The organism is Haliscomenobacter sp., assembly GCF_041740695.1.
Lineage (GTDB): Bacteria > Bacteroidota > Bacteroidia > Chitinophagales > Saprospiraceae > Haliscomenobacter.
The window spans coordinates 1-23020 of sequence record NZ_JBGSLK010000008.1 but is presented as its reverse complement, the minus strand read 5'-3'; the positions used below and the strand labels follow the sequence as shown (position 1 = coordinate 23020).

20 protein-coding genes are annotated in these 23020 nt (G+C 46.7%); 10 read left to right on the top strand and 10 right to left on the bottom strand.

All coding sequences use genetic code 11. The features are described 5' to 3' along the window. The 3 genes from ACEW9O_RS01585 to ACEW9O_RS01575 all read right to left on the bottom strand — a co-directional run. Positions 1-208, bottom strand: a 208-nt coding sequence (locus ACEW9O_RS01585; RefSeq protein WP_373548363.1) for a hypothetical protein, incomplete at its 3' end; no start/stop codon positions are given. A 493-nt stretch (positions 209-701) separates the two neighbouring features. Next, complete coding sequence (locus ACEW9O_RS01580) at positions 702-1331, bottom strand: LuxR C-terminal-related transcriptional regulator (RefSeq protein ID WP_373548362.1); 630 nt, start codon at positions 1329-1331, stop codon at positions 702-704. A 169-nt stretch (positions 1332-1500) separates the two neighbouring features. Then, positions 1501-3528, bottom strand: coding sequence for an FAD-dependent oxidoreductase (locus tag ACEW9O_RS01575; RefSeq protein ID WP_373548361.1), 2028 nt, complete (start codon positions 3526-3528; stop codon positions 1501-1503). 268 nt (positions 3529-3796) lie between these two features. Between ACEW9O_RS01575 and ACEW9O_RS01570 the strand changes: the two genes are divergently transcribed. Then, positions 3797-4090, top strand: a complete 294-nt coding sequence (locus ACEW9O_RS01570; RefSeq protein ID WP_373548360.1) for a hypothetical protein — start codon at positions 3797-3799, stop codon at positions 4088-4090. Positions 4091-4135: 45 nt separating this feature from the next. Here the strand turns inward: ACEW9O_RS01570 and ACEW9O_RS01565 are convergent, their stop codons facing one another. Continuing rightward, a complete protein-coding gene (locus ACEW9O_RS01565) occupies positions 4136-5047 on the bottom strand; it encodes a phosphatase (RefSeq protein ID WP_373548359.1) in 912 nt (303 codons plus the stop codon). 21 nt (positions 5048-5068) lie between these two features. Then, entirely contained in the window at positions 5069-5659 is a 591-nt protein-coding gene (locus tag ACEW9O_RS01560) for an outer membrane beta-barrel protein (protein ID WP_373548358.1), read from the bottom strand. 124 nt (positions 5660-5783) lie between these two features. Between ACEW9O_RS01560 and ACEW9O_RS01555 the strand changes: the two genes are divergently transcribed. The 3 genes from ACEW9O_RS01555 (at position 5784) to ACEW9O_RS01545 (ending at position 7496) form a co-directional block, all read left to right on the top strand. Further along, the gene (locus tag ACEW9O_RS01555) at positions 5784-6080 is read left to right on the top strand and encodes a hypothetical protein (protein WP_373548357.1); all 297 of its coding nucleotides are present in this window, start codon (positions 5784-5786) and stop codon (positions 6078-6080) included. A 113-nt stretch (positions 6081-6193) separates the two neighbouring features. Further along, positions 6194-6856, top strand: a complete 663-nt coding sequence (locus tag ACEW9O_RS01550) for an MBL fold metallo-hydrolase (RefSeq protein WP_373548356.1) — start codon at positions 6194-6196, stop codon at positions 6854-6856. A 61-nt stretch (positions 6857-6917) separates the two neighbouring features. Continuing rightward, positions 6918-7496: an SPOR domain-containing protein gene (locus ACEW9O_RS01545; RefSeq protein ID WP_373548355.1), complete on the top strand. Its 579-nt coding sequence runs from the start codon at positions 6918-6920 to the stop codon at positions 7494-7496. A 72-nt stretch (positions 7497-7568) separates the two neighbouring features. Here the strand turns inward: ACEW9O_RS01545 and ACEW9O_RS01540 are convergent, their stop codons facing one another. From ACEW9O_RS01540 to ACEW9O_RS01530, 3 genes are all read right to left on the bottom strand, one after another. After that, positions 7569-8291 carry a response regulator transcription factor gene (locus ACEW9O_RS01540; protein ID WP_373548354.1) on the bottom strand — a complete coding sequence of 241 codons (723 nt, stop codon included), beginning with the start codon at positions 8289-8291 and terminating at the stop codon, positions 7569-7571. 53 nt (positions 8292-8344) lie between these two features. Next, positions 8345-9790 (bottom strand): sensor histidine kinase, encoded by a 1446-nt coding sequence (locus tag ACEW9O_RS01535; protein WP_373548353.1) that lies wholly within the window; start codon positions 9788-9790, stop codon positions 8345-8347. 376 nt (positions 9791-10166) lie between these two features. Further along, positions 10167-11696, bottom strand: a complete 1530-nt coding sequence (locus ACEW9O_RS01530; protein ID WP_373548352.1) for a DUF5691 domain-containing protein — start codon at positions 11694-11696, stop codon at positions 10167-10169. A 63-nt stretch (positions 11697-11759) separates the two neighbouring features. Here ACEW9O_RS01530 and ACEW9O_RS01525 point away from each other — a divergent pair, with 63 nt between their 5' ends. From ACEW9O_RS01525 to ACEW9O_RS01500, 6 genes are all read left to right on the top strand, one after another. Further along, the gene (locus ACEW9O_RS01525) at positions 11760-13538 is read left to right on the top strand and encodes a long-chain fatty acid--CoA ligase (protein WP_373548351.1); all 1779 of its coding nucleotides are present in this window, start codon (positions 11760-11762) and stop codon (positions 13536-13538) included. A 4-nt stretch (positions 13539-13542) separates the two neighbouring features. Continuing rightward, positions 13543-14604 (top strand): hypothetical protein, encoded by a 1062-nt coding sequence (locus ACEW9O_RS01520; protein WP_373548350.1) that lies wholly within the window; start codon positions 13543-13545, stop codon positions 14602-14604. Between the two features lie 127 nt (positions 14605-14731). Beyond that, entirely contained in the window at positions 14732-16555 is a 1824-nt protein-coding gene (locus ACEW9O_RS01515; protein ID WP_373548349.1) for a long-chain fatty acid--CoA ligase, read from the top strand. 476 nt (positions 16556-17031) lie between these two features. Continuing rightward, positions 17032-19335 (top strand): 30S ribosomal protein S1, encoded by a 2304-nt coding sequence (gene rpsA, locus ACEW9O_RS01510; RefSeq protein ID WP_373548348.1) that lies wholly within the window; start codon positions 17032-17034, stop codon positions 19333-19335. A 114-nt stretch (positions 19336-19449) separates the two neighbouring features. Next, the gene (locus ACEW9O_RS01505) at positions 19450-20343 is read left to right on the top strand and encodes a mevalonate kinase (RefSeq protein ID WP_373548347.1); all 894 of its coding nucleotides are present in this window, start codon (positions 19450-19452) and stop codon (positions 20341-20343) included. A 68-nt stretch (positions 20344-20411) separates the two neighbouring features. After that, positions 20412-20795, top strand: a complete 384-nt coding sequence (locus ACEW9O_RS01500; RefSeq protein WP_373548346.1) for a hypothetical protein — start codon at positions 20412-20414, stop codon at positions 20793-20795. A gap of 42 nt (positions 20796-20837) precedes the next feature. On the opposite strand, the gene ACEW9O_RS01495 is transcribed toward ACEW9O_RS01500, so the two are convergent. Together ACEW9O_RS01495 and glgB are read right to left on the bottom strand one after the other, a co-directional pair. Beyond that, complete coding sequence (locus ACEW9O_RS01495) at positions 20838-21833, bottom strand: ADP-ribosylglycohydrolase family protein (protein WP_373548345.1); 996 nt, start codon at positions 21831-21833, stop codon at positions 20838-20840. Positions 21834-21924: 91 nt separating this feature from the next. After that, positions 21925-23020, bottom strand: a 1096-nt coding sequence (glgB, locus tag ACEW9O_RS01490; protein ID WP_373548344.1) for a 1,4-alpha-glucan branching enzyme, incomplete at its 5' end; no start/stop codon positions are given.

The following is a 23020-nucleotide window of genomic DNA, read 5'->3' as shown; positions in this document are numbered from 1 at the left end:
GTACGTATGCTCCGGCGCAAGATCCGTCAGATACGAGGTTACGGGTAAGCGTAAATTGGCAATTGGCATCCAAGGTAACTGTCACATTGTAACAACCGCAATTGGTTGACTGTGCAGTCAGGTTGGAACCAAAAACCAGTGTAGCCAAAACCATCAAGCACGCGCTTGCAGTTTTGGTCATCCAGCTAGTAAAGGTCATTTTTCCCATAAGATTACAATTTGAAAAACAAAGTTGGGTTAAAAAATAATGTGAATTAGAATTAGCCTTAGGTCGTGAGCATAAAATTGTTCAAATTCTCGGTCGTCGTGAGCACACAATTTCATGCGAAATTAAGCAGCCGATTCAAATATCAAAACTAAATTAATAAAATATTTCTTAAAAGAGTTTGATATTACGAAAAGGCAGAATATAGGAAAGCCGATTCTCAGCTATGAGATCGGTAGCAAAAATTCAATGCTGTGTGGTGAAATGCAAAAACCTGTGGAGTAGACTGGAAAAAATGGCTTTTTAGAGCCATACAATAATAGCTTTTGGTACATCTTTTGTTCATGGGACAAATTTTGTGCTAAGCATTTAGCATTAGCTTTTAAACATTGCAAAATTACAGCTCAATTCATTTCTACAAATACCCCAAAACAGGTAATTTTATCAAATTGGAAAACCAAAATACATCTGATTGATTTCCAATCAAATGCATCATTCACACCAAGCAATGGTCATAAGCAGCACGCACCAGTCCTGCAGTATTGCTCACGCCAAGTTTGCGCATGATGTTTTTGCGGTGAACACTAACCGTTTGGTAACTGATGAATAATTGGCTAGCAATTTGCTTGTTACTCATTGCTTTAGAGATCAGTTGCAGGATTTGTACCTCCCTTTTGGTGAGCAATGGCTCTCCGGTATTGGAGCTATCATCCGAATGGGCCCGAGCTTTTTCGAAAGTAAATGGAAAATAGACTTTATCCGTCAAGATTTGCGAAATTCCCTCCTTAAGCTCCTCGAGTGTTGCAGTTTTCAATAAGAGCCCGTGTGCGCCAGCTTTGCTCACTTGAGGAGCAAGCGAACTTTGCTCAAATCGGGTAAAGATACAAATACGGGCACCCGGATTCAATTTGCGGAGGTGTCGAATGACTTGGAAGCTATCAGCATCTGGAGTTTTAAGCTCCATGATGATTAAGTCGGGTTGGTGATGATGGATGGCATCTGACCAATTGACATCAAGGGTGCAAGCACTCACCTGAAATTCGAAGCGTTCGTCCGAACACAGCACTTGCTTTAGTCCTTCAATCAAAACTGGTTGATTGTCGGAAATAATGGTTTTTACTTTCATGGGAATTATAATTAAAACACAAAGCCACAAAGGGCAAAATCAAAATAACTCGTGCAAAAACTTTAGGGCAAAACCAGTTTCAATAACCTGAAGGGAGAGGATCAACAACAACTCAAAATAAAACTGGGGTAAAAGTAGGCAATCAAAATGAGTTTTGCAAATCCTTAACTTATATGCGCGCTGCCAGACGTGATGCTTGATCGATTGCACGTTTGGCGTCCAGTTCCCGGGCTTCATCCGCTCCGCCCACCAAATGCACGGATACGCCTTGATTGAACAGGGGTTCGTACAATTCGCGCAAGGGTTCCTGACCAGCACAAACAATCACCTGATCCACATCTAATACCTGCGGAATCTCGTCAATACTGATGTGTAAGCCCCGATCGTCTACCCGCAGGTATTGCACCGCACCAATCATCTGTACCCGGCGATTTTTTAAGCTGCTCCGGTGAATCCAACCCGTGGTTTTACCCAAACGACCGCCCAATTTGCCTTTGCTGCGCTGCAAGAGATAAATGATGCGCTCAGGTTTTTCAGGTTGAGCGTCTTTTAATCCTCCTCTAGCCTGATAACTCATATCTACGCCCCATTCATCCATAAAGGCCGCAACGTCCAAACTTGTGGACTCAGCTTCCTGCGATAGATACTCTGCTACATCAAAACCTATGCCACCTGCACCAATAATGGCAACTTTTTGACCAATTTTTTGCTGATACTTCAATACATCAATGTAATTCAGTACTTTAGGATGATCAAAACCTGGTAAATCCAAAGCCCTTGGAGCAACCCCCGTAGCTAAAATAACCTCGTCAAAAGCTCCAGCCAACAAATCTGCTGCACTTACTCGTTGCCCCAAGTGGAGCTGTACACCATATTTAAACACTTGACCGGCAAAATAACGCAGGGTTTCGTGGAACTCCTCTTTACCGGGGATACGTTTGGCCATGTTGAATTGGCCGCCGATTTCGTTTTCTCCATCAAAAAGATGCACCTCGTGTCCACGTTGAGCGGCAACACTTGAAAAAGCCAGTCCGGCGGGCCCTGCTCCTACCACCGCAATTTTTTTCTTTTGGCTGCTGGGCAAATAATTCAGTTCAGTTTCGTGACAGGCTCGGGGATTAACCAAACAACTGGCCACTTTGCGTTTGAAGGTGTGATCCAAACAAGCTTGATTGCAAGCAATGCAAGTGTTGATTTCCTGTGAGCGGTTTTCGATGGCCTTGCGCACAAATTCGGGATCAGCCAAAAAGGGGCGTGCCATGGATACCATATCGGCGTGGCCTGCCGCCAATACACCTTCGGCTACTTCAGGGCTATTGATGCGGTTGGTCGCAATCAAGGGAATGCCCACTTTGCCCATCAGCCGTTGGGTAACCCAGGAGAAACCTGCCCGGGGCACCATCGTCGCAATCGTGGGTACCCTGGCCTCATGCCAACCGATACCTGTATTGATAATGGTGGCCCCCGCTTTTTCAATTTCATGGGCCAACAACTCCACCTCTTCCCAGGTACTGCCATCTGGAACGAGGTCCAACATGGAGAGCCGGTAAATGATGATGAAATCGGGGCCAACTGCTTCCCGAACCCGGCGCACTATTTCAATCGGAAAGCGGATGCGGTTTTTATACTCGCCGCCCCATTCGTCGGTACGGCGATTGGTTTTGCTGACGATGAATTGATTGATCAGATAACCTTCTGACCCCATAATTTCCACCCCATCGTAACCAGCCTCACGGGCCAAAGCCGCACAACGGGCATAAGCACTGATGCTGCGTTTGACCCCAATTGAAGTTAGTGCCCAGGGTTTGAAGGGAGAAATGGGTGATTTGATGGCCGAAGGTGCCACCGCCAAGGGATGATAGCCATAACGCCCGGAATGGAGGATTTGCATCGCAATTTTTCCTCCTTCACTGTGCACAGCTTCGGTGATGATTTTGTGTTGCCCAGCTTCCGTATGGGTCGATAGTTTGGCAGCAAAGGGTGCCACCCAGCCCGCGCGATTGGGGGCAATCCCGCCGGTTACGATGAGCCCTACTTGCCCCTGAGCCCGTTCAGCATAATAGGCGGCCATACGTTGGTAACCATTTTTTTCTTCCTCTAGCCCGGTGTGCATCGAGCCCATCAGGACGCGGTTTTTCAGCGTGGTAAATCCAAGGTCAAGGGGTTGCAACAAATGTGGATAGGGCAATGCTGGCATATTTTTGTTTTGTGCGCGAAAACAGATTAGCGAATTTACGCTAATGGTGTTGAAATTTTTAGCAAATTTTCGCTAATATATTTGATTCACATTGTTCATCTACGCACAGAGATTGTCCACATTTGGACACTTGAATTTAAAATCTACTTCAAATAGCTTAAAAATCAAGGGCTTAAAAAATTGGTATGTAGTTTGATCAGATACAAAGAACGTGGGATTAAGCACCAAACAACATCCATATATTTCTTCACCTGTAAAATAGTACACTATGGCATATATCGCTATACCCATTCCAGGCGGCCGTGGTAAACAAGACATCGAGATCGAGGTAACCATTAACGGTCAAAAACAAGCGATTCATTACCGGGTTGAGTTGTTCTATTGGGAAGATTGTAACATCCCGGTAATCGACCGGGCGGAATGCATCCGGTACATGCTTTCCAAGTACGACAAGGATTGGACCTTGTACTACATAGGCTCACCTACCGATGAGTTTGTGCCCATTACTTTTGTAAAAAAAGAGGATATGGCGCTGCAAAAGCGGCTTTTAGTAGGAAATTAAAAATATATTCAATCGTTGGGCAAGCGCAAGGCTTGCCCCTACCATTTATGCGTTGGCCATTTCAGCCAACACCCCTTCCTTGACATCGTAATCCGAGACCAGGAGTCGAGGCACTCCCGTCATTTTCAGCACAAAACGAATCAGCAACATCCCGACTACAATCATGTCTATTCGATCATTGGGAATTTCGGGCATAGCCAGCCGTTCAGCTTGAGTAGCTTGAATAACCTGTTCAAAAAAAACAGGCAGGGCCCTTAGTTCAGCTATGGGCAAAACTGCACAATGCGGCCCCAATTTTTCTTTGCTAAATTGAGCGACAAGTACATCAAATGTTCCTTTGGTGCCTACCAAATCACTGATGTTATGTTGCGTTAATGCTTGACTAAGCGGCGACAATTGTTGTTGAAGAAAAGTGTTTAAAGCGTCGATTTCCGTTGCACTAATCGGATCACGGTGGTGAAATTGGCCGTACAAAATGGCCATCCCTACGGGAAAACTTTGTGCCCAATACACCGTGTCCAAATCGGCAATGATGAACTCCACACTGCCACCGCCGATGTCCATGATGAGCTTTTTGTCGGCACCAAATTGCACGGCTTGCTCAACTCCTTTGTGGATGTAATGGGCCTCCTGATCACCGTCAATCAAGGTAATGTCCAGGCCCGTTTTTTCTTTAACCGTCTGAATAAAAGTAGCGCCATTGTTCGCTGTGCGCAGCGCGGCAGTGCCAATGGCTTTGGTTCTGTCTACTTGATATTGAGACAAGATTTGAGCATAATCCGTCAAACAATCGATACCCCGTTGGAAAGGTTCGGCGCCAATGGCACCAATGCCCTCTGAAGCCAGTCTAATAAACCGGCTTTGACGAAAAATGCCTTCATACGAAGCATCAGGTAACACGCGGACAATGCGCAAGTGAAAGATGTTGGTGCCCAAATCGATGATGGCAAGGGTCATGCTTTAATGGTTTACTCGTTCCTAAAAATAATATAAGGCCCGGATGCCCAGGTTGCGCGTCACAAACAAGCCGTCGGCCTTGTTCTGCCGCAAGTTGTTGAGAGACCGCGACCACCGGACATTGAGTCCCCAACGTTCGGTAAAATTAAACGTTCCCCCCAAGACCACATTGATCAAATCATCGCGGAAATTCTCCTGCTCGGTGATGATGGCACCACTCAAGTCAGTCACTTCGGCATTGATGATGCGGGCATAAGAAAGTCCGGCACCCAATTGAAATTTCCATTCGTTGAATAAAATCTGTACGGGTGCTTCCACCATATTGAGTCGGATTTTGTCATAAATCGATTGGGAATTGGAGTACAAATTGCGCTGGCTACCCTGCTGGTTGTACAACAGCTCTACCCCCAGTTCCCAACGTTCACTCAGGATCGCGCTCACGTGCATGCCCGCGTGTAAGCCTGGCAGATCAAAGCCCGTCAACAAATCGCCATCGATTTGAGACAAATTCAAACCTACAATTCCGCTGGCCTTGAACCGATTTTGAGCACCTAGTTTTAAAGCAGTGCCCAGCGTGAGAAAACACAAAAAACAAATGAGTTTTACCTTCATAATGGATCAATTGTGGATTTGAGGAACGGAATCGTGTTTTTATCCAAAATAAGCCAATCAAATGACGGACTATTTTCTCACTCCTGCCTAAATTCGCCAGATAATAAACCATTTTTTGCACAGCATGGTCAAATACACGACGCATTTTCTCAAAAAACTCGAGACCCTCTTCACGGAGTTGGACTATACAGTACGTTATGAAAAAGGGTCCTTCCAATCGGGTTATTGTATTGTAGAAAATCGAAAAGTTGCCGTAGTGAACAAATTCTTTGACACTGAATCACGCATCAACGTGTTATTGGAAGTACTTGGCGTCATTGAATACACGGAGGACAAACTGAGCGAAAAATCGAGCAAATTGCTCAAAGCCATTCGCAATAATTCTATCAACGAAGAAAACGAAGACGAACCATCGAACTAATTGTAACCCTTACTGGTACGGGCACTTCGCAGGGGGTCCCCGTTTTAGGCTGTGATTGTGAAGTATGTCAATCCACGGATGCACGCGACAAAAGGCTGCGCACTGCGGCGCATTTGAGCCTGGGTAACACCTCGGTAGCGATTGATTGTGGTCCCGATTTTAGGCAACAAATGCTGGCTGCCAATGTTCAGCACCTCGACGCCATTGTGATGACCCACGAGCACAATGATCACATCGTTGGGCTAGATGATGTACGCCCCTACAATTTCAAACAAGGAGGGGAAATGCCCGTTTTTGCGGCCAAAAAAGTCCAAAAAGAATTGCGAACCCGCTTTGCATATGTTTTTGCAGAGGGGGACAAGCGTTACCCTGGTGCCCCAATGGTCAGTTTGATTGAAATTGATAAAAAAACAGTCTTTACCATCAAGGAAATTTCATTCACCCCCATTGAAGTGATGCACGGAAAATTGCCTATCCTGGGATTTCGGATAGGTGATTTTGCTTACCTCACGGACGTATTACAGGTGGAGGAACCCGAAGTGCATAAACTACAAAACCTGCATACCTTGGTGGTGAATGCCCTGCACCACACCGAACACTATTCCCACCTCAATTTAGAGGGTGCCCTGGAGTTGATCCAAACCCTGAAACCTCAGCGCAGCTTTTTGACCCACATGAGTCACCGCATGGGCAAACACGCCGATGTCAATAAAACCTTACCTTTTGGCGTTGAATTGGGGTATGACGGGCTGCGGTTTAGTGTGCCGATGCCTTGACAAGCTCTAAATTGGATTTTATCCTTATATTTCATGTGAAAACCAAAAAACAAACACCTCCATGTCCAGACTTGATTACTTAACCATCGCCATTGTGGCCCTTTGTATTGCGGCCCTGATTTATCTGGTTTACCGCTACGTTAATCTCCCCCATTCTGCTGCAAACACCACAACTACAGAAGTGGTGGATACCGATAATACTCAATTCCAAAGCGATAATACAACTGGGTTTCCTGCTGAAGATACGTCTGACAAGGCCAAACCTGGCCCAGGAGCCGTTGTTGAACCCGAAGTTGTTCCAGAAGAAAAAACACCAGTTCCAAGTAAAAATGAGAAACCTGTGGTAACAGAACCCAAACCTGTAGCACCGGCAGTCAATAACAACTCCAGCGAAACCGCAAGCTTATCCGTGGGCCGTTACATGGTCATCGGAGGCTCCTTCGAACAAGTGAGTCACGCTCAAAAACAACTGCGGAAAATTCAAAAGGCAGGTTATCCCAATGCCAGGGTTGAAAAATTCAATCGGGGGGCTTACGCATCCATTCTGGTGGAGCGTTTTGAACAATCCAGCGATGCCAAAGCCTTGGTCAAGACCTTAAAAAGCAAGGGTTTTGACGCCATGGTGCTGGTAAAACAGTAGCACCTATTTAAATAAAAAAGCTGGGTAAGCCCAAATGACTTCCCAGCCGTAATCATAATCCCAAAAACTATTTTATGCTTCTTGATCCGACTTCACGAGCAATTGAAATCCATTGCCGTGAATGTTAACGATTTCGATGTTGTCATCTCTCCGCAGGTATTTGCGCAATTTGGTCACAAATACATCCATCGAGCGCGCGGTGAAATAGTTGTCTTCGCCCCAAATTTCGGATAATGCTTCCGATCTAGGAAGAATATCGTTCACATTTAAAGCGAACATCTTTAAAAGAGAAGCTTCCTTTGGGGAAAGCTTATGTTTCTCTTCTTCACCACTTTCCGCAAATGTAAGAATTCTTAATGGAAAATTAAAGTGATATTTACCGATAGAAAATTCTTTCACCTCGTCTTTGGCATCTGCCTTGCCTTGCTGGCTCCGTTTCAGGATGGCGTGGATGCGAAAAAGCAGCTCTTCAGAATTGAACGGTTTAGAAATATAATCGTCCGCACCAATCCGAAAGCCCTCCAAAACATCATCTTTCATGGTCTTGGCAGTGAGGAATACAATCGGCATTTCGCGGTCTTTTTCCCGAATTTCTCTGGCCAGCGTAAAGCCATCTTTTTTGGGCATCATCACATCGAAGATGCACAAGTCAAAATGACCTTTTTTATAACTTTCTAATCCTTCTACCCCATCCTTGGCCAGGGTTACATCGTAATCGTGCATTTCCAGATAGGAGCGCAACACATCTCCAAAGTTCTGATCGTCTTCAACAAGTAAAATTCTATTGTTTGCCATAAGCGTATATTTTTGGAGGTTCTTTGCGGAGCAAAGCCGCAGCGAAGAACCATTTATGCTTCTACTTGATAGGGAAAAGTCAGAATAAAACTACTGCCCTTCCCTGGTTCACTTTTTACCTCCACCGAACCTTTGTGGGCGGTCATCATGGCTTTGACATAACTGAGTCCCAAGCCAAAACCCTTCACATCGTGCAAGTTACCAGTAGGTACGCGGCAAAATTTATCAAAAATTTGTTTGCGCGCCTCCTTGCTGATGCCAATGCCATTGTCTTGCACCGTCACCTCTACCCCATTGGATACATCACGGGTGCTGATGCTGATTTCGGGTTTATCAGGAGAATACTTTTCAGCATTGTCCAAGAGGTTGTTGATCACATTGGCCACATGCGTGAGGTCGCCTTCAATAATGGACCTTTTAGCAAGTAGGGATGGTTTAACCATTCCTTCCCGCTTTTCGACCCGCAGGGTGATGTTTTCCACGGCTGCCTGAATCACTTCATGCAGGTTAATTTCCGTAAATTTGAGGGAAAAATCACGTTTGTCGATCAAAGCCATTTGGAGGACTTTCTCCACCTGACTATTCATACGCTTATTTTCCTGTTTTATTATGTTGGCAAAGCGTTGTACTTTATCCGGGTTGCCCAAAATCATGGGAGAAACAATCGAATCGGAAGCCAGAGAGATGGTTGCAATGGGCGTCTTGAATTCGTGGGTCATATTGTTGATGAAATCGGTTTTCATTTCCGACAGCTTTTTTTGCTGGAAAATGACCATCAACGTATAGGCGAAACAGGACAATATAATCATTGCGAACAGCGCAGTTCCTGCGGCACTTTTCCACAATGAGCTTAAAATGATATTGGTTCGATTGGGAAAATATACCCTGAGTTCACCAGGCGGCATTTTGGAATGCTGGAATACAGCAACCGAATAATCTGGGTTGTATAAACTTGAAGTATTGTAAGCCGGAGCTGGGCCTTTGGTTCCAAAATCATCATACACATAGTGGCCATCTTCGATGATCATCCCATTTTTTTCATTGGACCAAATGCCGTAGTGAAAAGTAAATTTGCTATTTCGGGGATTGATCCCTCTTTTTTCAAATTCTTGGTGAATGGCCAAATCCAGATTGGAAGCTTTGATGCGCTCTTCTAAGGAACGCATGATCTTATTTTCATCAAATAAAACTTTGATCCCGGGATATTCAATCATGATGTGAGCATACACTTGTTCGATTGTGCTCGTGAATTGTTCTTCATTGGGTACATTAACCCTATACTTGTTGCTATTGCTTTTTGCAGTTTGCCGCTCCTGATAGGCCATTGCAAATCCATTCAGCGAGTTGAGGTATTCGGCGTACTCATAGGCCTCTAATCGGTCACTTACTTTGACTAAGGCCTCCTGCACGTTTTTGTCAAAACGCTCCTCATTCACCGACATGGAGGTTTGTATCAAATCGATTTGCACCAAAATGACCCCCAACACGGCTGCGCTCATCAAACCAATAATTATCCAAATTGCCTTTTTACTCATCCTGTTCCAGCATATTATTGACTACAGGTCGTAAAGCCTGCACAAGTTAAAACTACAAGATAGGCAGCACTGTTCAATGTTTTGCCTTAGTAGTGGGGCAAAAATAAGTATTCATTTTTCTTAAGTCAAAGGATTAGATAAAGCACTTAAAATGAACCGTTTGCTTATCTAATCCTTTGACAAAATGAATACTTATTTTTTTATCGCCCCTAGTCACTTAACAAAAGTTAAAATGAACCTCTTGCAAAATTAATGCATTTGTAACGGAGGCGCTTTACTTTAACGTAGAATTAACCAATCCCATCTGCTAATGGGTTAATGTGCTGATGTTTAAATATACTCAGGTATTCTGCTGAAATGATTTATGCATTTTCCCTCGGAATTGCAGCACGGCCAACATACGCTCTACCTCCGCCTGCCAGCGTTGCCAAAGCGGCGAATCCACATTCCAGCCCCCGTTCAAGGGTATAAAAAGCTCCGGTGGACAATGGTACGCCAATGCTTTGAGCAAGCGGGCGTAATGCCAAATGTTCCAAACAGGATTGTCTGCTCCAGCTAAATAACGTTTAAAAGGTTGGATTAAAGCCAAACTCAAGTCCTCATTCCAGGGCTGTGCATTGGCACACAGCAAATAGGTCACTACCTGGTCTTCTTCAAGCAAGTAGGGTTGTTTTTGTAAAAAAGGAGGCAGTAATTTTTCTAGGGAAGCTGCCGGAAGCCCCTGCAAAAGTTGACGCCCAGTAGAAGTTTGCCAACTGCTAGCATGTGGTTGATTCAACCACCACTCTGCTAAGGCCTCTTGCCATACCAGGTCATGGTGCAACAAACTGGCGTCGGTGAGGGCCTGTACCCAACTTTCTTCCCGATCTTGTTGGGCAAACAGCGCAATGGCTTGAAGGGGTTCCAAGCCCCATTTAGTTTGCCAAAATTTCGGTGGCAAACGCCGCAGCAACTGAAACAACCAGGCACTGCGCTGGGTAAAAGAGTAGGGTGCCTTGCCGCTGGTTTCAACCCCATCCTTGCGCCAGGCCTCCGGCGCTTCTGCGGGTAAATTCAGGGCGATTTTGGCGTCTTTCAGTTCGATACAATCCTGTAAATAGCCCAGGTAACGTTGAGTCAACCCTGAATTGGGGATACAAGCCAGGAGCTCAGCGGCCATTTGCCTGGTTTCTTTGCGGCGTTCTTGCAGGCAGTTTTCCAAAAAAACTTCATCGCCGCTATTCAATCCATGGCTGAGTTCAGCCAATAAAGCCGCCTTTTGGGCAGGGTCTTCGCTGTCCCAGCTGTTTCGTAACTGATTCAGGCCCAAAGCTGCATCCTGCTTGCGCATGCTCCGCAAAAGTGCCAGACGGGCTGAACCAGTGCTGGTACCCCATGCTGCATCTGCGCGTACGTCACTCAAGGGTCGCCATAGCGGATTTTGTTGCAATAGCCACTGCCCCCGCCCGCCAATGGCAGGCTCAATCGTATCCCATAGTTCAGGATCGCTTAAACTTCGTTGAAAGAGGGTAGGTAGCGCTTCCCGGGGCAATACCTGTTGTGCCTGCAACAACAAGTGTACCCACTCGCCCAGTGCGTCGCTGTATTTGCCCTCTAAAATTTCTTGCAAACAACGCGCTGATGCTGCTCCACATTCTAACTCCCCTGATGCAGAAGCTTCCATTACAGGCATTTCGCCTTTCCATTGTTCCAAAGAAAATCCTGCTCGCCGCCATTGCCGAAAGTAAACCAGTGCTGCTGCCGCTGATTTCTCTGGATGCTCGGTCAGCGCAACATCTGCCTCTTGCAAGTACTCTAGCAAGTCTTTACTCAAAGGCGTTCGGTCAGTGCCTAAAAGCAATAAAGTTTGTAATTCTTCTAAATGCTTCATTTTTAGCGCAACTTGAAATAATCCATAAATTTATCCTTACTTTGTCAACAGTTTATGTGAAATATGGATTACCATCGCCTTTTTGATTTGTTTAGCTATCAGGAAGCTCGTTTTCCCAACGAGGCAGCTTTAGCCTACAAACGGCAAGGGCAGAGGCTCAGTTTTTCCACTACTGATTGCCTGCACAAGATAAACCAAGCCAGCGCATTTTTACTGCGCCTGGGCTTGAAGCCAGGTGATCGGGCGGCAATTATCGCCCGCCACGGCAGTCCGTTTTGGAATTTTTTAGACCTGGGTATGCAACAGATCGGAGTGATTGTGGTGCCGCTGCACGCCACATCCGGGCTTGATGAATTGCGTTTCATTTTGCAAGACGCCCAGGTTCGGGTTTGTTTTACCGATACTGAAGACTTATACACCAGCATTCGTTCACTCCAGACCGATACTGTATTGGAGTGGGCCATCCCCTTTTATCCGCTACCTGAGATCAATCCATCGGTATTGGAGTTATTGGAGGACCCCACTGTTGAAGAATTGGCAGCAATTGGCACGCTGCGGGAGAGCATTGTAGCAAGCGCCTTGGCCACCATCATTTACACTTCTGGCACCACGGGCAAACCCAAAGGAGTGATGCTTTCGCACCAAAACATCATCAGTAACATTAAATCTACAATTGCGCTACTTCCCGTAAATTGCGACCACCAAACCTTGAGCTTTCTACCGCTCAGCCATATTTTTGAACGCATGGTCGTCTACATCTACATCGCGGTAGGTGCCAGTGTAACCTATGCCGAAGGGCAGGAACAACTGTTGAGCAACCTGCGCGAGGTACGGCCCCATTTTATCACCGCAGTACCTTTGATCATCGAACGTTTGGTGGAACAAATCATGGCTCATGCCCGCAAGGGGCCTTTGTGGCGCAGAAAAATCCTGCAATGGGCCATCCAGTTGGGCAAAAATTATTACGATGGAAAACGGCAACCCTTGGCCTATTGGTTGCGTCTAACTTTGGCGCGGATCCTGGTTTTTAACCGTTGGCGCAAAATGTTTGGCGGACGTATCGAAGGTATTGGAGTCGGCGCAGCTGCCTTAAATCCTGAATTAGGTCGTTTGTTTTCAGCGGCGGGCTTAAAAATACGGGAAGGATATGGGCTTACTGAAACTTCTCCCGTTATTGCTTTTAACCGATTTGAGCCCGGTGGCTCCCGCTTTGGTACAGTGGGCTTGCCCATTCCGGGAGTAGAATTGCGCATTGTAAACCCTGATGAAGAGGGTGTTGGCGAGGTACAGGTCAAAGGCCTCAATGTCATGATGGGGTATTACCAGCAATCCGAATCAACCCAGGCGGTGATGACCGAAGACGGTTGGTTGCGTACCGGCGATGTAGGGCAGTGGGTGCACAAACGTTTTTTGAAGCTCAAGGGCCGACAAGATGATATGTTCAAAACCGGTGCCGGAAAGTTCATCGCACCAGAAGCCGTGGAAAAGCACTTGTACCAATCCGAATACATCCAGCAATGCCTGGTGGCTGGGGCTAGCAAACCGGGGCCTTTTGCACTGATTGTTCCACGTTTTGATAAACTGGAAGAATGGTGTCGAGCCCAAAAAGTGCATTGGACCGCCCCACAATTTATGGTCTTGAACCCCAAAGTGCAGCGTTTTTTCAAACAGGAACTAGAACGTCTGAACCAGGGTTTACCACCTTATCAACAAGTACAACAATTTTTATTGCTGCACGAAGCCTGGACAGAACATACTGGAGAAATGACCGCCACACTCAAACTTCGCCGCAAAAAAATTCTGGCCACACACGCCAAAAGTATTAACGAACTTTATAGTTAACACCATGAGAAATCTACATCTTTTAACCCAGTCGTTTTTTGTACTTACCCTGCTACTTTTAGCAAGAACTGCCCAGGCTCAGGAAACATCCAAACCTGCTGTAGCGAGCAAAGGCATCAGTTGGTTTGACCAGTTGATACAAGAAGACAGTGTAGGCGCTTTGGAAATCCGCTTGGAAACGGATCTGAAAGCCCTGATGAAAGGGAAAGCCGATGAAAAATACCAGGCAGCTGTATTGAAATACAAAAATCAGGCTGGTGAGGAAAAAGTGTACAATGTGGAAATACGGCCCCGTGGAAAAACCCGCAAAGACATCTGCCTACATCCACCCATTAAGTTAAAAATCAAAAAATCAATCCTGACCGGCGAAGGTTACCTACCCCACAATGAAATGAAGATTGTTTGGGAGTGCAAGCCCTCTGGCGCTTTTGAGCAGTTCATCTACAAAGAATACCTGGCTTATCGCTTGTACAACCTGATTACTCCGGCTAGTTTCCGGGCAAAAATGGTTACAATCACGTTGGTGGATACCAACAATCCTGACAAACCAAGCGAAAAAATCGGCTTCATCGTGGAAGATGAGGATCAAGTAGCTGAGCGAATGGCCAGCACCTTGATGGAAGAACGGCCCAAGGATACCAAACAGTTTGCCCGGCAGCACTTCCTGAATTTTGTCTTTTATGAATACATGATTGGCAATACGGATTGGGCATTTGGCAACATCCACAATGTTCGCTTTTTTGAACATACCTCCACTAAAAAAGCCATCCCAGTTCCTTACGACTTCGATTATTCCGGCCTGGTCAATGCGCCCTATGCCGTACCTCACGAGTCTTTGCCCATCAAAGATGTGCGTGAACGGTATTTTAAAGGAGGAACGGTTGCTGCGCCAGAAGGGGCCATGTTGCGCAAACATTTTTTACAAAGCAAAACCGCAGTACTGGATTTTATCAAAAAACTCGACTTCCTGGACAAATACCACAAGGATGATGCACTCCAATACATAACTGATTTTTTCAAGGAAATTGAAGATGAGCGCCAATTTAATCGCATCATAAATCCTTAGGACAAAGCCTATAGACAAAAGTTGGCACTATTGAAGCAGAAAAAACCCGGTTTTTCCAAACAATCTTTTATTTTTGGACTTGAGATAAAGGATAATTCTGCCAAACATCCAGATAAACCAACTTTTTATGGAACCAACGAGGTTGTGCGACTTGATTCACTATCAGGCGGCTAATTTCCCATTGGAGCGTGCTTTTGGGCACCGTGTCGATGGGGAATGGAAATACTACAGTACTAAGGAAGTCATTGACTTGGGCAACAAAGTTAGCCGGGGCTTGCTCAAATTAGGGGTTAAAAAAGGAGATCGCATCGGCGTAGCCGTTACCCAAAATCGCCCGGAATGGACCATTCTCGACGTGGGTATCCAACAAATCGGGGCGATTAATGTCCCGGTTTATGCCACCATTACTGCCGAGGATTACACCTATATTTTTAATGATTCTGAAGCAAAATACTGCTTCGTTGGCGGTGGTGATTTGTACGAAAAAGTCAAAGCGGCACAAGCTCAGGTTCCTTCTTTAAAAGAAATCTACTCTTTTGATAAAAAAGAAGGCCAGCCTTTCTGGGAAACAATATTTGCCGAAGATGGGGAAGCCGAAGTAGATGCACTACGGGCACAAATCAAGCCTGAAGAACTGGCAACCATTATTTACACCTCTGGCACCACTGGTGTCCCCAAGGGTGTTATGCTTTCGCACGACAACATCATCAGCAACATCATGGCCGGGAAAGGGGCTTTTCCTTTTGTAGCTGGCGATACAGTTATAAGTTTTTTGCCCATTTGCCACATCTACGAAAGGGTAGTCATTTACCTCTACACCCTCTTTGGTGTTTCGGTAGCTTTTACGGGCACCGACAATCTTGGCGGTGAACAGGGCGACCTGATGGCGGTAAAACCCCATTTTTTCACCACAGTGCCCCGCCTGTTGGAAAAAGTCTATGAACGCATCTACAACAAAGGGCTGGATTTGACCGGCTTGAAGAAAAAATTGTTCTTCTGGGCACTCAAATTAACGGAAGACTACCATTACGAGTTTAAACCTAAGGGCTGGAAAGCCATCCAATGGAAAATAGCCGATAAGCTCATTTTTAGCAAATGGCGGGCTGCACTGGGTGGCAATCTCAAGGGCATCACTACGGGTGCCGCGGCCTGCCCACGTCGGATTGCTCAGGTTTTTTCTGCTGCGGGTATCCCCATTCGGGAGGGTTATGGGCTGACCGAGACCTCCCCGGTAATCACCCTGAATCTGTTTGAGCCCGAAGGTGCTTTATTGGGTTCTGTCGGGCCCGTGATTGACCGTGTTGAAGTTCTGATCGACGAATCGGATGGCATTTTCCGCCCAGGTGAAGGGGAAATTCTCTCTTATGGCCCCAATGTCATGTTGGGTTATTACAACAAACCCGAGGCCACTGAAGCCGTCATGAAAACCATCAATGGGAAAACCTGGTTTTGTACCGGAGACGTAGGCAAAATGGTAGATGGCCCAGGTGGGAAAAAATACCTGCAAATCACCGACCGCAAAAAAGAATTGCTCAAAACCTCCGGCGGAAAATACGTAGCCCCCACCCCCATCGAGAGCAAGTTCCGCGAAAATTTCCTCATCGAACAAATGATGGTCATCGGAGAGCAGCGAAAATTTGTTTCCGCACTCATTGTTCCTGCCGAACCCGCTTTAAAGGACTGGTGCGATGGACATCAGGTGGAATGGACCACTTTTCCAGAAATGCTTCATCACCCTAAAGTGCTCGAAAAATTCCAAAGCATTGTGGATCAGATCAATCCCAGCTTTAGCCACATTGATCAAATCAAAAAATTCCGCTTGCTGAACAAAGTATGGGAGCCCGTTAAGTCCGATGGCACCGAGGCCGAACTGACGCCAACCATGAAACTCAAGCGCAGGGTAATTTTAGAGAAGTACAAAGCCGAGATTGAAGACATTTACGCGGAGTAGTGGAAAGCGAAAAGTGAAAAGTGAAAAGTGATTGAATCAACCACGATCTAACTTTTCACTTTTCACTTTTCACTTTTCACTTTTATTGCGGTGGCAGCAAAGCGAAGTTGCGGTTGTACAGATAAACGAGCAATGCAACAAAAAGAACAAAAAAGATAAAGAAATACAGTACACAGTATCCCTTTCGTCCAACGTTTTCTATTTCAGACATTGTTTAGGCAGTTTTGAGTGAATGAAAACTTGCGCCTGCAAAGATGAGTAAAATAGTTGAAAGGTTGAAATGTTGAAAGGTTGAAATGTTAAGACAAAGCTGAACAAGGTCATTACTACTCCTCTGCTTTTCAGCTACTCTTCAACTTTTCAACGCTTCAACTTTTCAACTAAATTATTTTGATTTTCAATCGAAAGCGCTACCTTTGCGGCTCAAATTTAAACTCATCACCAAATCCCACCTTTCGTGGGAAGAAATGCATTTTATGATTGACGAAAAAGATGGCATCGAGCAAGAAGAGCTAGGTGCTCAGGATCAGGTGGAGGAAACTGCTGTAGAAAGCACACCCGAAATCGTGGATCAAGTTGAAGAAGTAGCTCCTGTAGCTGAAGAAGTGGTTGAAGAAACTGCTGAAGTAGCCGCTGAAGTGATTGAAGAAACCGTAGCAGTCGCTGAAGAAGTAGCTGCTGAAGTGGTTGAAGAACCCGTAGCAGTGGCTGAAGAAGTAGCTGCTGAAGTGGTTGAAGAACCCGCTGAAGTAACTGCTGAGGTAGTTGAAGAAACTGTAGCAGTGACCGAAGAGGTAGCTGAAGTAGAAGCGGCGGCAGAGGTAGCCCTGGAAGAAGTAGCAATCGAACCTACTCCTGAACCAGTGGTCATCATCAAGAGCATCAAACTTGAGCCAGAAGCTACTACTGGTGAAGAGGACGATGAAGATGAACTGGATGAAGAATTGCTCTTCATGACTGGTTTCGATCCCAACACTGCACACGATGAATTTGACTGGAGCATCACCAACAAAGGTGGCGCCGTTTATTCTGCGGAAACAACCAAAGAATACCTGACCCAGTACGAATCTACCATGAATGCTGTGGTAGAAAGTGAAATTGTAAAAGGACGGGTTACCTCCCTACATGGTGGCGACGTAGTACTGGACATCAACTACAAGTCGGATGGTCTTGTGCCACTTTCTGAATTCCGTGACTCCATCGATCTCAAAATTGGAGATTTGGTTGAAGTTTACGTGGAGCAGCAGGAAGACTTGCGCGGCCAATTGGTACTTTCTCGCCGCAAAGCAAAACTGCTGCGCGCTTGGGAAAGCATCGTGGATTCTTACGAAAACGGTACCGTGATCAAAGGTACGGTCATCAGCAAAACCAAAGGTGGTCTCATCGTAGACTGCAGTGGTTTAGAGACCTTCTTACCTGGTTCACAAATCGACATCAAGCCAATCATCGATTACGATTCATACGTTGGCAAAAACATGGAGTTCAAGGTGGTTAAGATCAACGAAACCATCAAAAACGCCGTGGTATCTCACAAGGCACTCATCGAAAGCGACCTCGCCGAGCAACGCGAAGCCATCATTGCCAGCCTCGAAAAAGGTCAGGTATTGGAAGGTATCGTCAAGAACATCACCGACTTCGGTGCGTTCCTCGACTTGGGCGGCGTAGACGGTCTGCTCTACATCACCGATATCTCTTGGGGCCGCATCAGCCACCCAAGCGAAGTACTCGGCCTGAACCAAAAGATCAGCGTAGTAGTGCTGGACTTCGACGAGAACAAGAAGCGTATTTCTTTGGGCTTGAAGCAATTGCAACCACACCCATGGGAAGTACTCGACAACACCATCTCCGAGAACTCTATCGTTAAAGGTAAGATCGTCAACATCGAAGATTACGGCGCATTCCTTGAAATTCAACCGGGCGTAGAAGGTTTGATCCACGTTTCAGAAGTAAGCTGGAGCAATCAACCGATCAACGCACGCGAATTCTTCAAATTGGGTCAGGAATATTCCGCAAAAGTAGTTACCGTTGACCGCGATGAGCGCAAGATGTCACTCTCCCTCAAGCAAATGGCGACTGACCCTTGGAGCGAAATCGAAAACCAATTCCCACTCAACAGCCGCCACACTGGCGAGGTCAAAAACCTCACTCCTTATGGCGTGTTCATCGAGCTGCAAGAAGGCATTGGCGGTATGGTACACATCTCCGACCTGAGCTGGACCAAACGTTATGGTCACCCATCCGAGTTTACGAAGGTTGGTGAAAAAATTGACGTTGCCATCCTCGATATCGACAAAGACAACCGCAAATTGTCGCTGGGCCACAAACAATTGGAAGAAAACCCATGGGATACTTTCGAAAATGTATTCCCTGTAGGTTCTTACCACGAAGCTACCGTGTTGCGTCGTGACGACCGCGGTGCCATCGTTCAATTGCCTTACGGTCTGGAAGCTTTTGCACCGATCAAGCACATCCGCAAAGAAGACAACAACCTCGCTGAAGTAGACGAAGTACTGACAGTGAAGGTGATTGAATTCAACCGCGATGACAAACGTATCCTCGTTTCTCACCTGCGTTACCTCGAAGACATCCGTCGTGAGGCTGATGAGCAAGTGAAAAAAGTGAAGGACGACGATCGCAAGAACACTCGTACTGCCGTGAAAAAACAACAGGACAGCATCGAGCGTTCTACGCTTGGCGATCTGGAAGGATTGGCTGCATTGAAGGAGCAATTCGACCAGCAGCAACAACAGATCAATACTACTAAAGAAGATCAGGAATAAAATCCTGATGGAGATAAAAAAAGGCCTCATCGTGGTGATCCACGGTGGGGCTTTTTTGTTTTCAAAAAGTTAATCCCCTAGCACCATAATCCTCAAATCCCTATTTTTGAATCCATGACCTTCTCCAGCAAACTCCTCCTCTTCGGCGAACATACTATACTGCGCGGTTCAGCAGCCCTGGCCTTGCCCCTACCCCTTTTCAGCGGCAAATGGGCTTACACTACGCCAGAAAATGCTCCCGCTTTGCAACGCGATCTAGCCGAATGGTGTCAATACTTGGCCGAACAGCAGTCCAAAGGGGCACTGGACACGGAACTGGACACGGCGCGTTTTAAGCAAGACCTACAAGCTGGTTTGTATTTTGATAGCAACATTCCCAATGGCTATGGAGCAGGCAGTTCAGGGGCTTTGTGTGCGGCGCTGTATACCCGCTATGCCCTCCAGCCGATCGGGCGTATGGAAGAGGCTAGGTACCCCGAGCTCAAAAGAGTTTTGAGCCAAATGGAAAGTTTTTTCCATGGCTCCAGTTCTGGTACCGATCCTTTGATCGTTTATTTGAACCAACCTGTCTTGCTACATGCCAACGGCAGAATCGAAACCATTGCGGTGCCCGACTGGCCAACTGAAACGAGTGGCTTCCAGTTTTTTTTACTGAACACAGGCATTCAACGCAGTACGGCCCAATGGGTGAACTTGTTTCTGAAGCGCTGCACCGAAGCGGCCTACCTCCAAAGCATCCAACAGGACTTGATCCCATTAACGGCGCAAGCCATCGCAGCATTCCGTGCTGGCGACTGGCCCAATTTGTTTGAAGAATGGGCAAACATCAGCGCTCTGCAACAAGTCCATTTTGCCCCCATGATTCCGGAATCCTTCCATACTTTGTGGGCAGAAGGGCTAAACAGCGGGCATTTTGCCCTCAAATTGTGCGGCGCTGGCGGCGGCGGCTTTCTACTGGGCATGGGCAAAGCTGGGCATTTACCACCCGGAGCCATAATTTTAGCATGAAGTCTGAAGAACTATTATACTTTTCAACTTTTCAACTTTTCAACTTTTCACTTAAAAAACGTACTACCATGAAAAAAACATCTTTGATTCTAGGTTTTGCATTGATCGCCATCATCCCATTGTTCATGGCTTTGAGCCCCAAAGCTGAAAAACCTGCCGCTACCGAATTCCGCGTAGTAACCGTGGTGGAATCTGTGGTACCTGGCAAACTGGGGCGCTCCAAAGTACTCACCATGGATAGCAATGGCGCAAGCTCCGAAGCTGAAATCCTAAACATCTTCAGTTTGACGGGCATAAACTTTACCAATTTGCAAACCAACAACCGCAGCGTTGCCGATTTGTTGGCAAAAAACACCGCTGACGGCTATGAGTTAGTAGAAGTTGTACCCGGTAATTTTGGCGACAACAATTCACAGGGGATTTTTATGACCCGTTTTATTTTTAAGAAATAAGGATGAATCGGTCATCCGGTAGAGACGTTGCATGCAACGTCTCTACGACATATCCCACATTTCTGCAATTTTTTGTAGGTAATCTTTCCCTTCAACGGCCTCAATCATATACGCAGGCAAGGACTCCAACCCAAAACGTCCCGCCAGAATCCCCGTCGTCAGCGCGGCCAAGGAATCTACGTCCCCACCCAAATAAACCGATTTTTTTAAGGCGTCAAATGCATCGTTAGCATGTTTCAGGATGTACAAAACCGCTCCCGCCGTGTATTTTGAATCCGAAGGCAAACCCTTGATGCCCGGTAAAAAATAGGGTGCCTCAATGGGCTGAGGGCCACAAAGAATTGAAAATTCAGCATCACCCAAGTCCTCATAGGCCGGGAGCTCATCCATTGCTTGCAGGTAGTTTTGATACCCCTTATCCAGCTCGATTTTCTGTAAACAATAAGGAATCAGTCCTTCCGCAGCCCCGTTTTCCACTAAAAAATACCGCGCTGCCCGGGCTACAATTTGGGAAGACTGTACTGCCTGGGCATTTGGGTGGGTAGCCAAGGCATTGATGGCAGCGTACGGATTGACCAAATCTTCTGCTACCAACCCAAAAGGGATTGCCCGCATGGCCGGAGCATTACCGGGATTAGGACGATGGCGCTGAAAATCGCGAACCGCTTCCAAACTCAGTCGCCCTTCGTAATACCAGGCCATCGAGCCGTGACCGTTACGGCCATATCCCTTGCGCTGAAGGCCTTCGCGGTATTCAGTTTCCCAGTAGTCTACCAGGTGTTGTTCTGTGATGACTGGGCCGCCGCACAGAGCTTTGATGGAACCAATGGTCATCTCGGTATCGTCGGTGTAATCCCAGGGCTGGTAATGAGCGGTAAAAGCCGCCAATTTTTCGGGTGCGACCTGGATGTGCTCCCGCATGTTGAAGAAGCGGGAAAAATCGACGTGCTGGCGAATCCATTGGCGATCCTGGAATTCGAGGCCAGCGGCGTAAGCGTCACCGATGGCGAGGCCGAGGAGGAGGTCGGAATGTTGCATAGCTTATAAAACATCAAGAATTCCCACAAATACAAACGGCGTGAGCAGCCCTTTCGTTCCACTCACGCCATTCTATTTTCTACCTATCGAATCACACCTTTTGAAAAATCACCGTAGCCAGTGGCGGCAAGGTCAACTCAATCGAGTGTTCCTGGCCGTTCCATTCCTGCTTGTCAGCTTTGATGGTACCATTGGGGTGATCCCCGGTGCCATTGTAAATTTTGGCATCACTGCTGAGCACTTCTTTCCACTTGCCTGCGGCAGGTACACCAACGCGGAAGCCCTGGCGGGTTGTAGGGGTGAAATTGCACACGACCAACAGGTTTTCCTCCGCTTTTTCGCCTTTACGCAGGTAAGCCAATACACTGTTTTCCCAGTCACCATGCTCTACCCATTCAAAACCTTCCGCGTGAAACTGTTTTTCATACATCGCTGGGTAGTCGGAATAAAACTTGTTCAGGTCGCGTACCCAGGCTTGAATCCCTTTGTGCGGGCCAAATTCGAGCAACCACCATTCCAGGCCGCGCTCGATGCTCCATTCGCTGGTTTGACCAAACTCGCCGCCCATGAAGAGCAGTTTCGTGCCAGGGTGTGTATACATGTAGCCATACATCAGGCGCAGGTTGGCAAAACGTTGCCATTCATCGCCGGGCATACGGTCGATCAGCGGGCCTTTGCCGTGTACCACCTCATCGTGCGAGAGGGGCAACATGAAATTTTCGGTAAAGGCGTAGATCAAGCTGAAGGTAATTTCCCCATGGTGGTACTTGCGGTGAATGGGATCCTTTTTGAAATAATCCAGCGTATCGTGCATCCAGCCCATCATCCATTTTTGGCCAAAACCCAATCCACCTGCATAAGTAGGTTGGGATACGCCCGTCCAAGCGGTTGATTCTTCCGCAATGGTGATGGCATCGGGGAACTCCCGGTAAGTCATTGTATTGAATTCGCGCAGGAAGGAAATGGCTTCCAGGTTTTCCTTGCCACCTTGGGGGTTAGGTATCCACTCCCCTTCTTCGCGGGAATAATCCAGGTAAAGCATTGATGCTACGGCGTCTACCCGCAGGCCATCCACATGGAAGCGATCGAGCCAAAACAGGGCATTGGACACCAGGAAGTTGCGCACCTCATTCCGGCCAAAATTGTAGATCGCACTCTTCCAATCCGGGTGAAAACCCTTGCGTGGA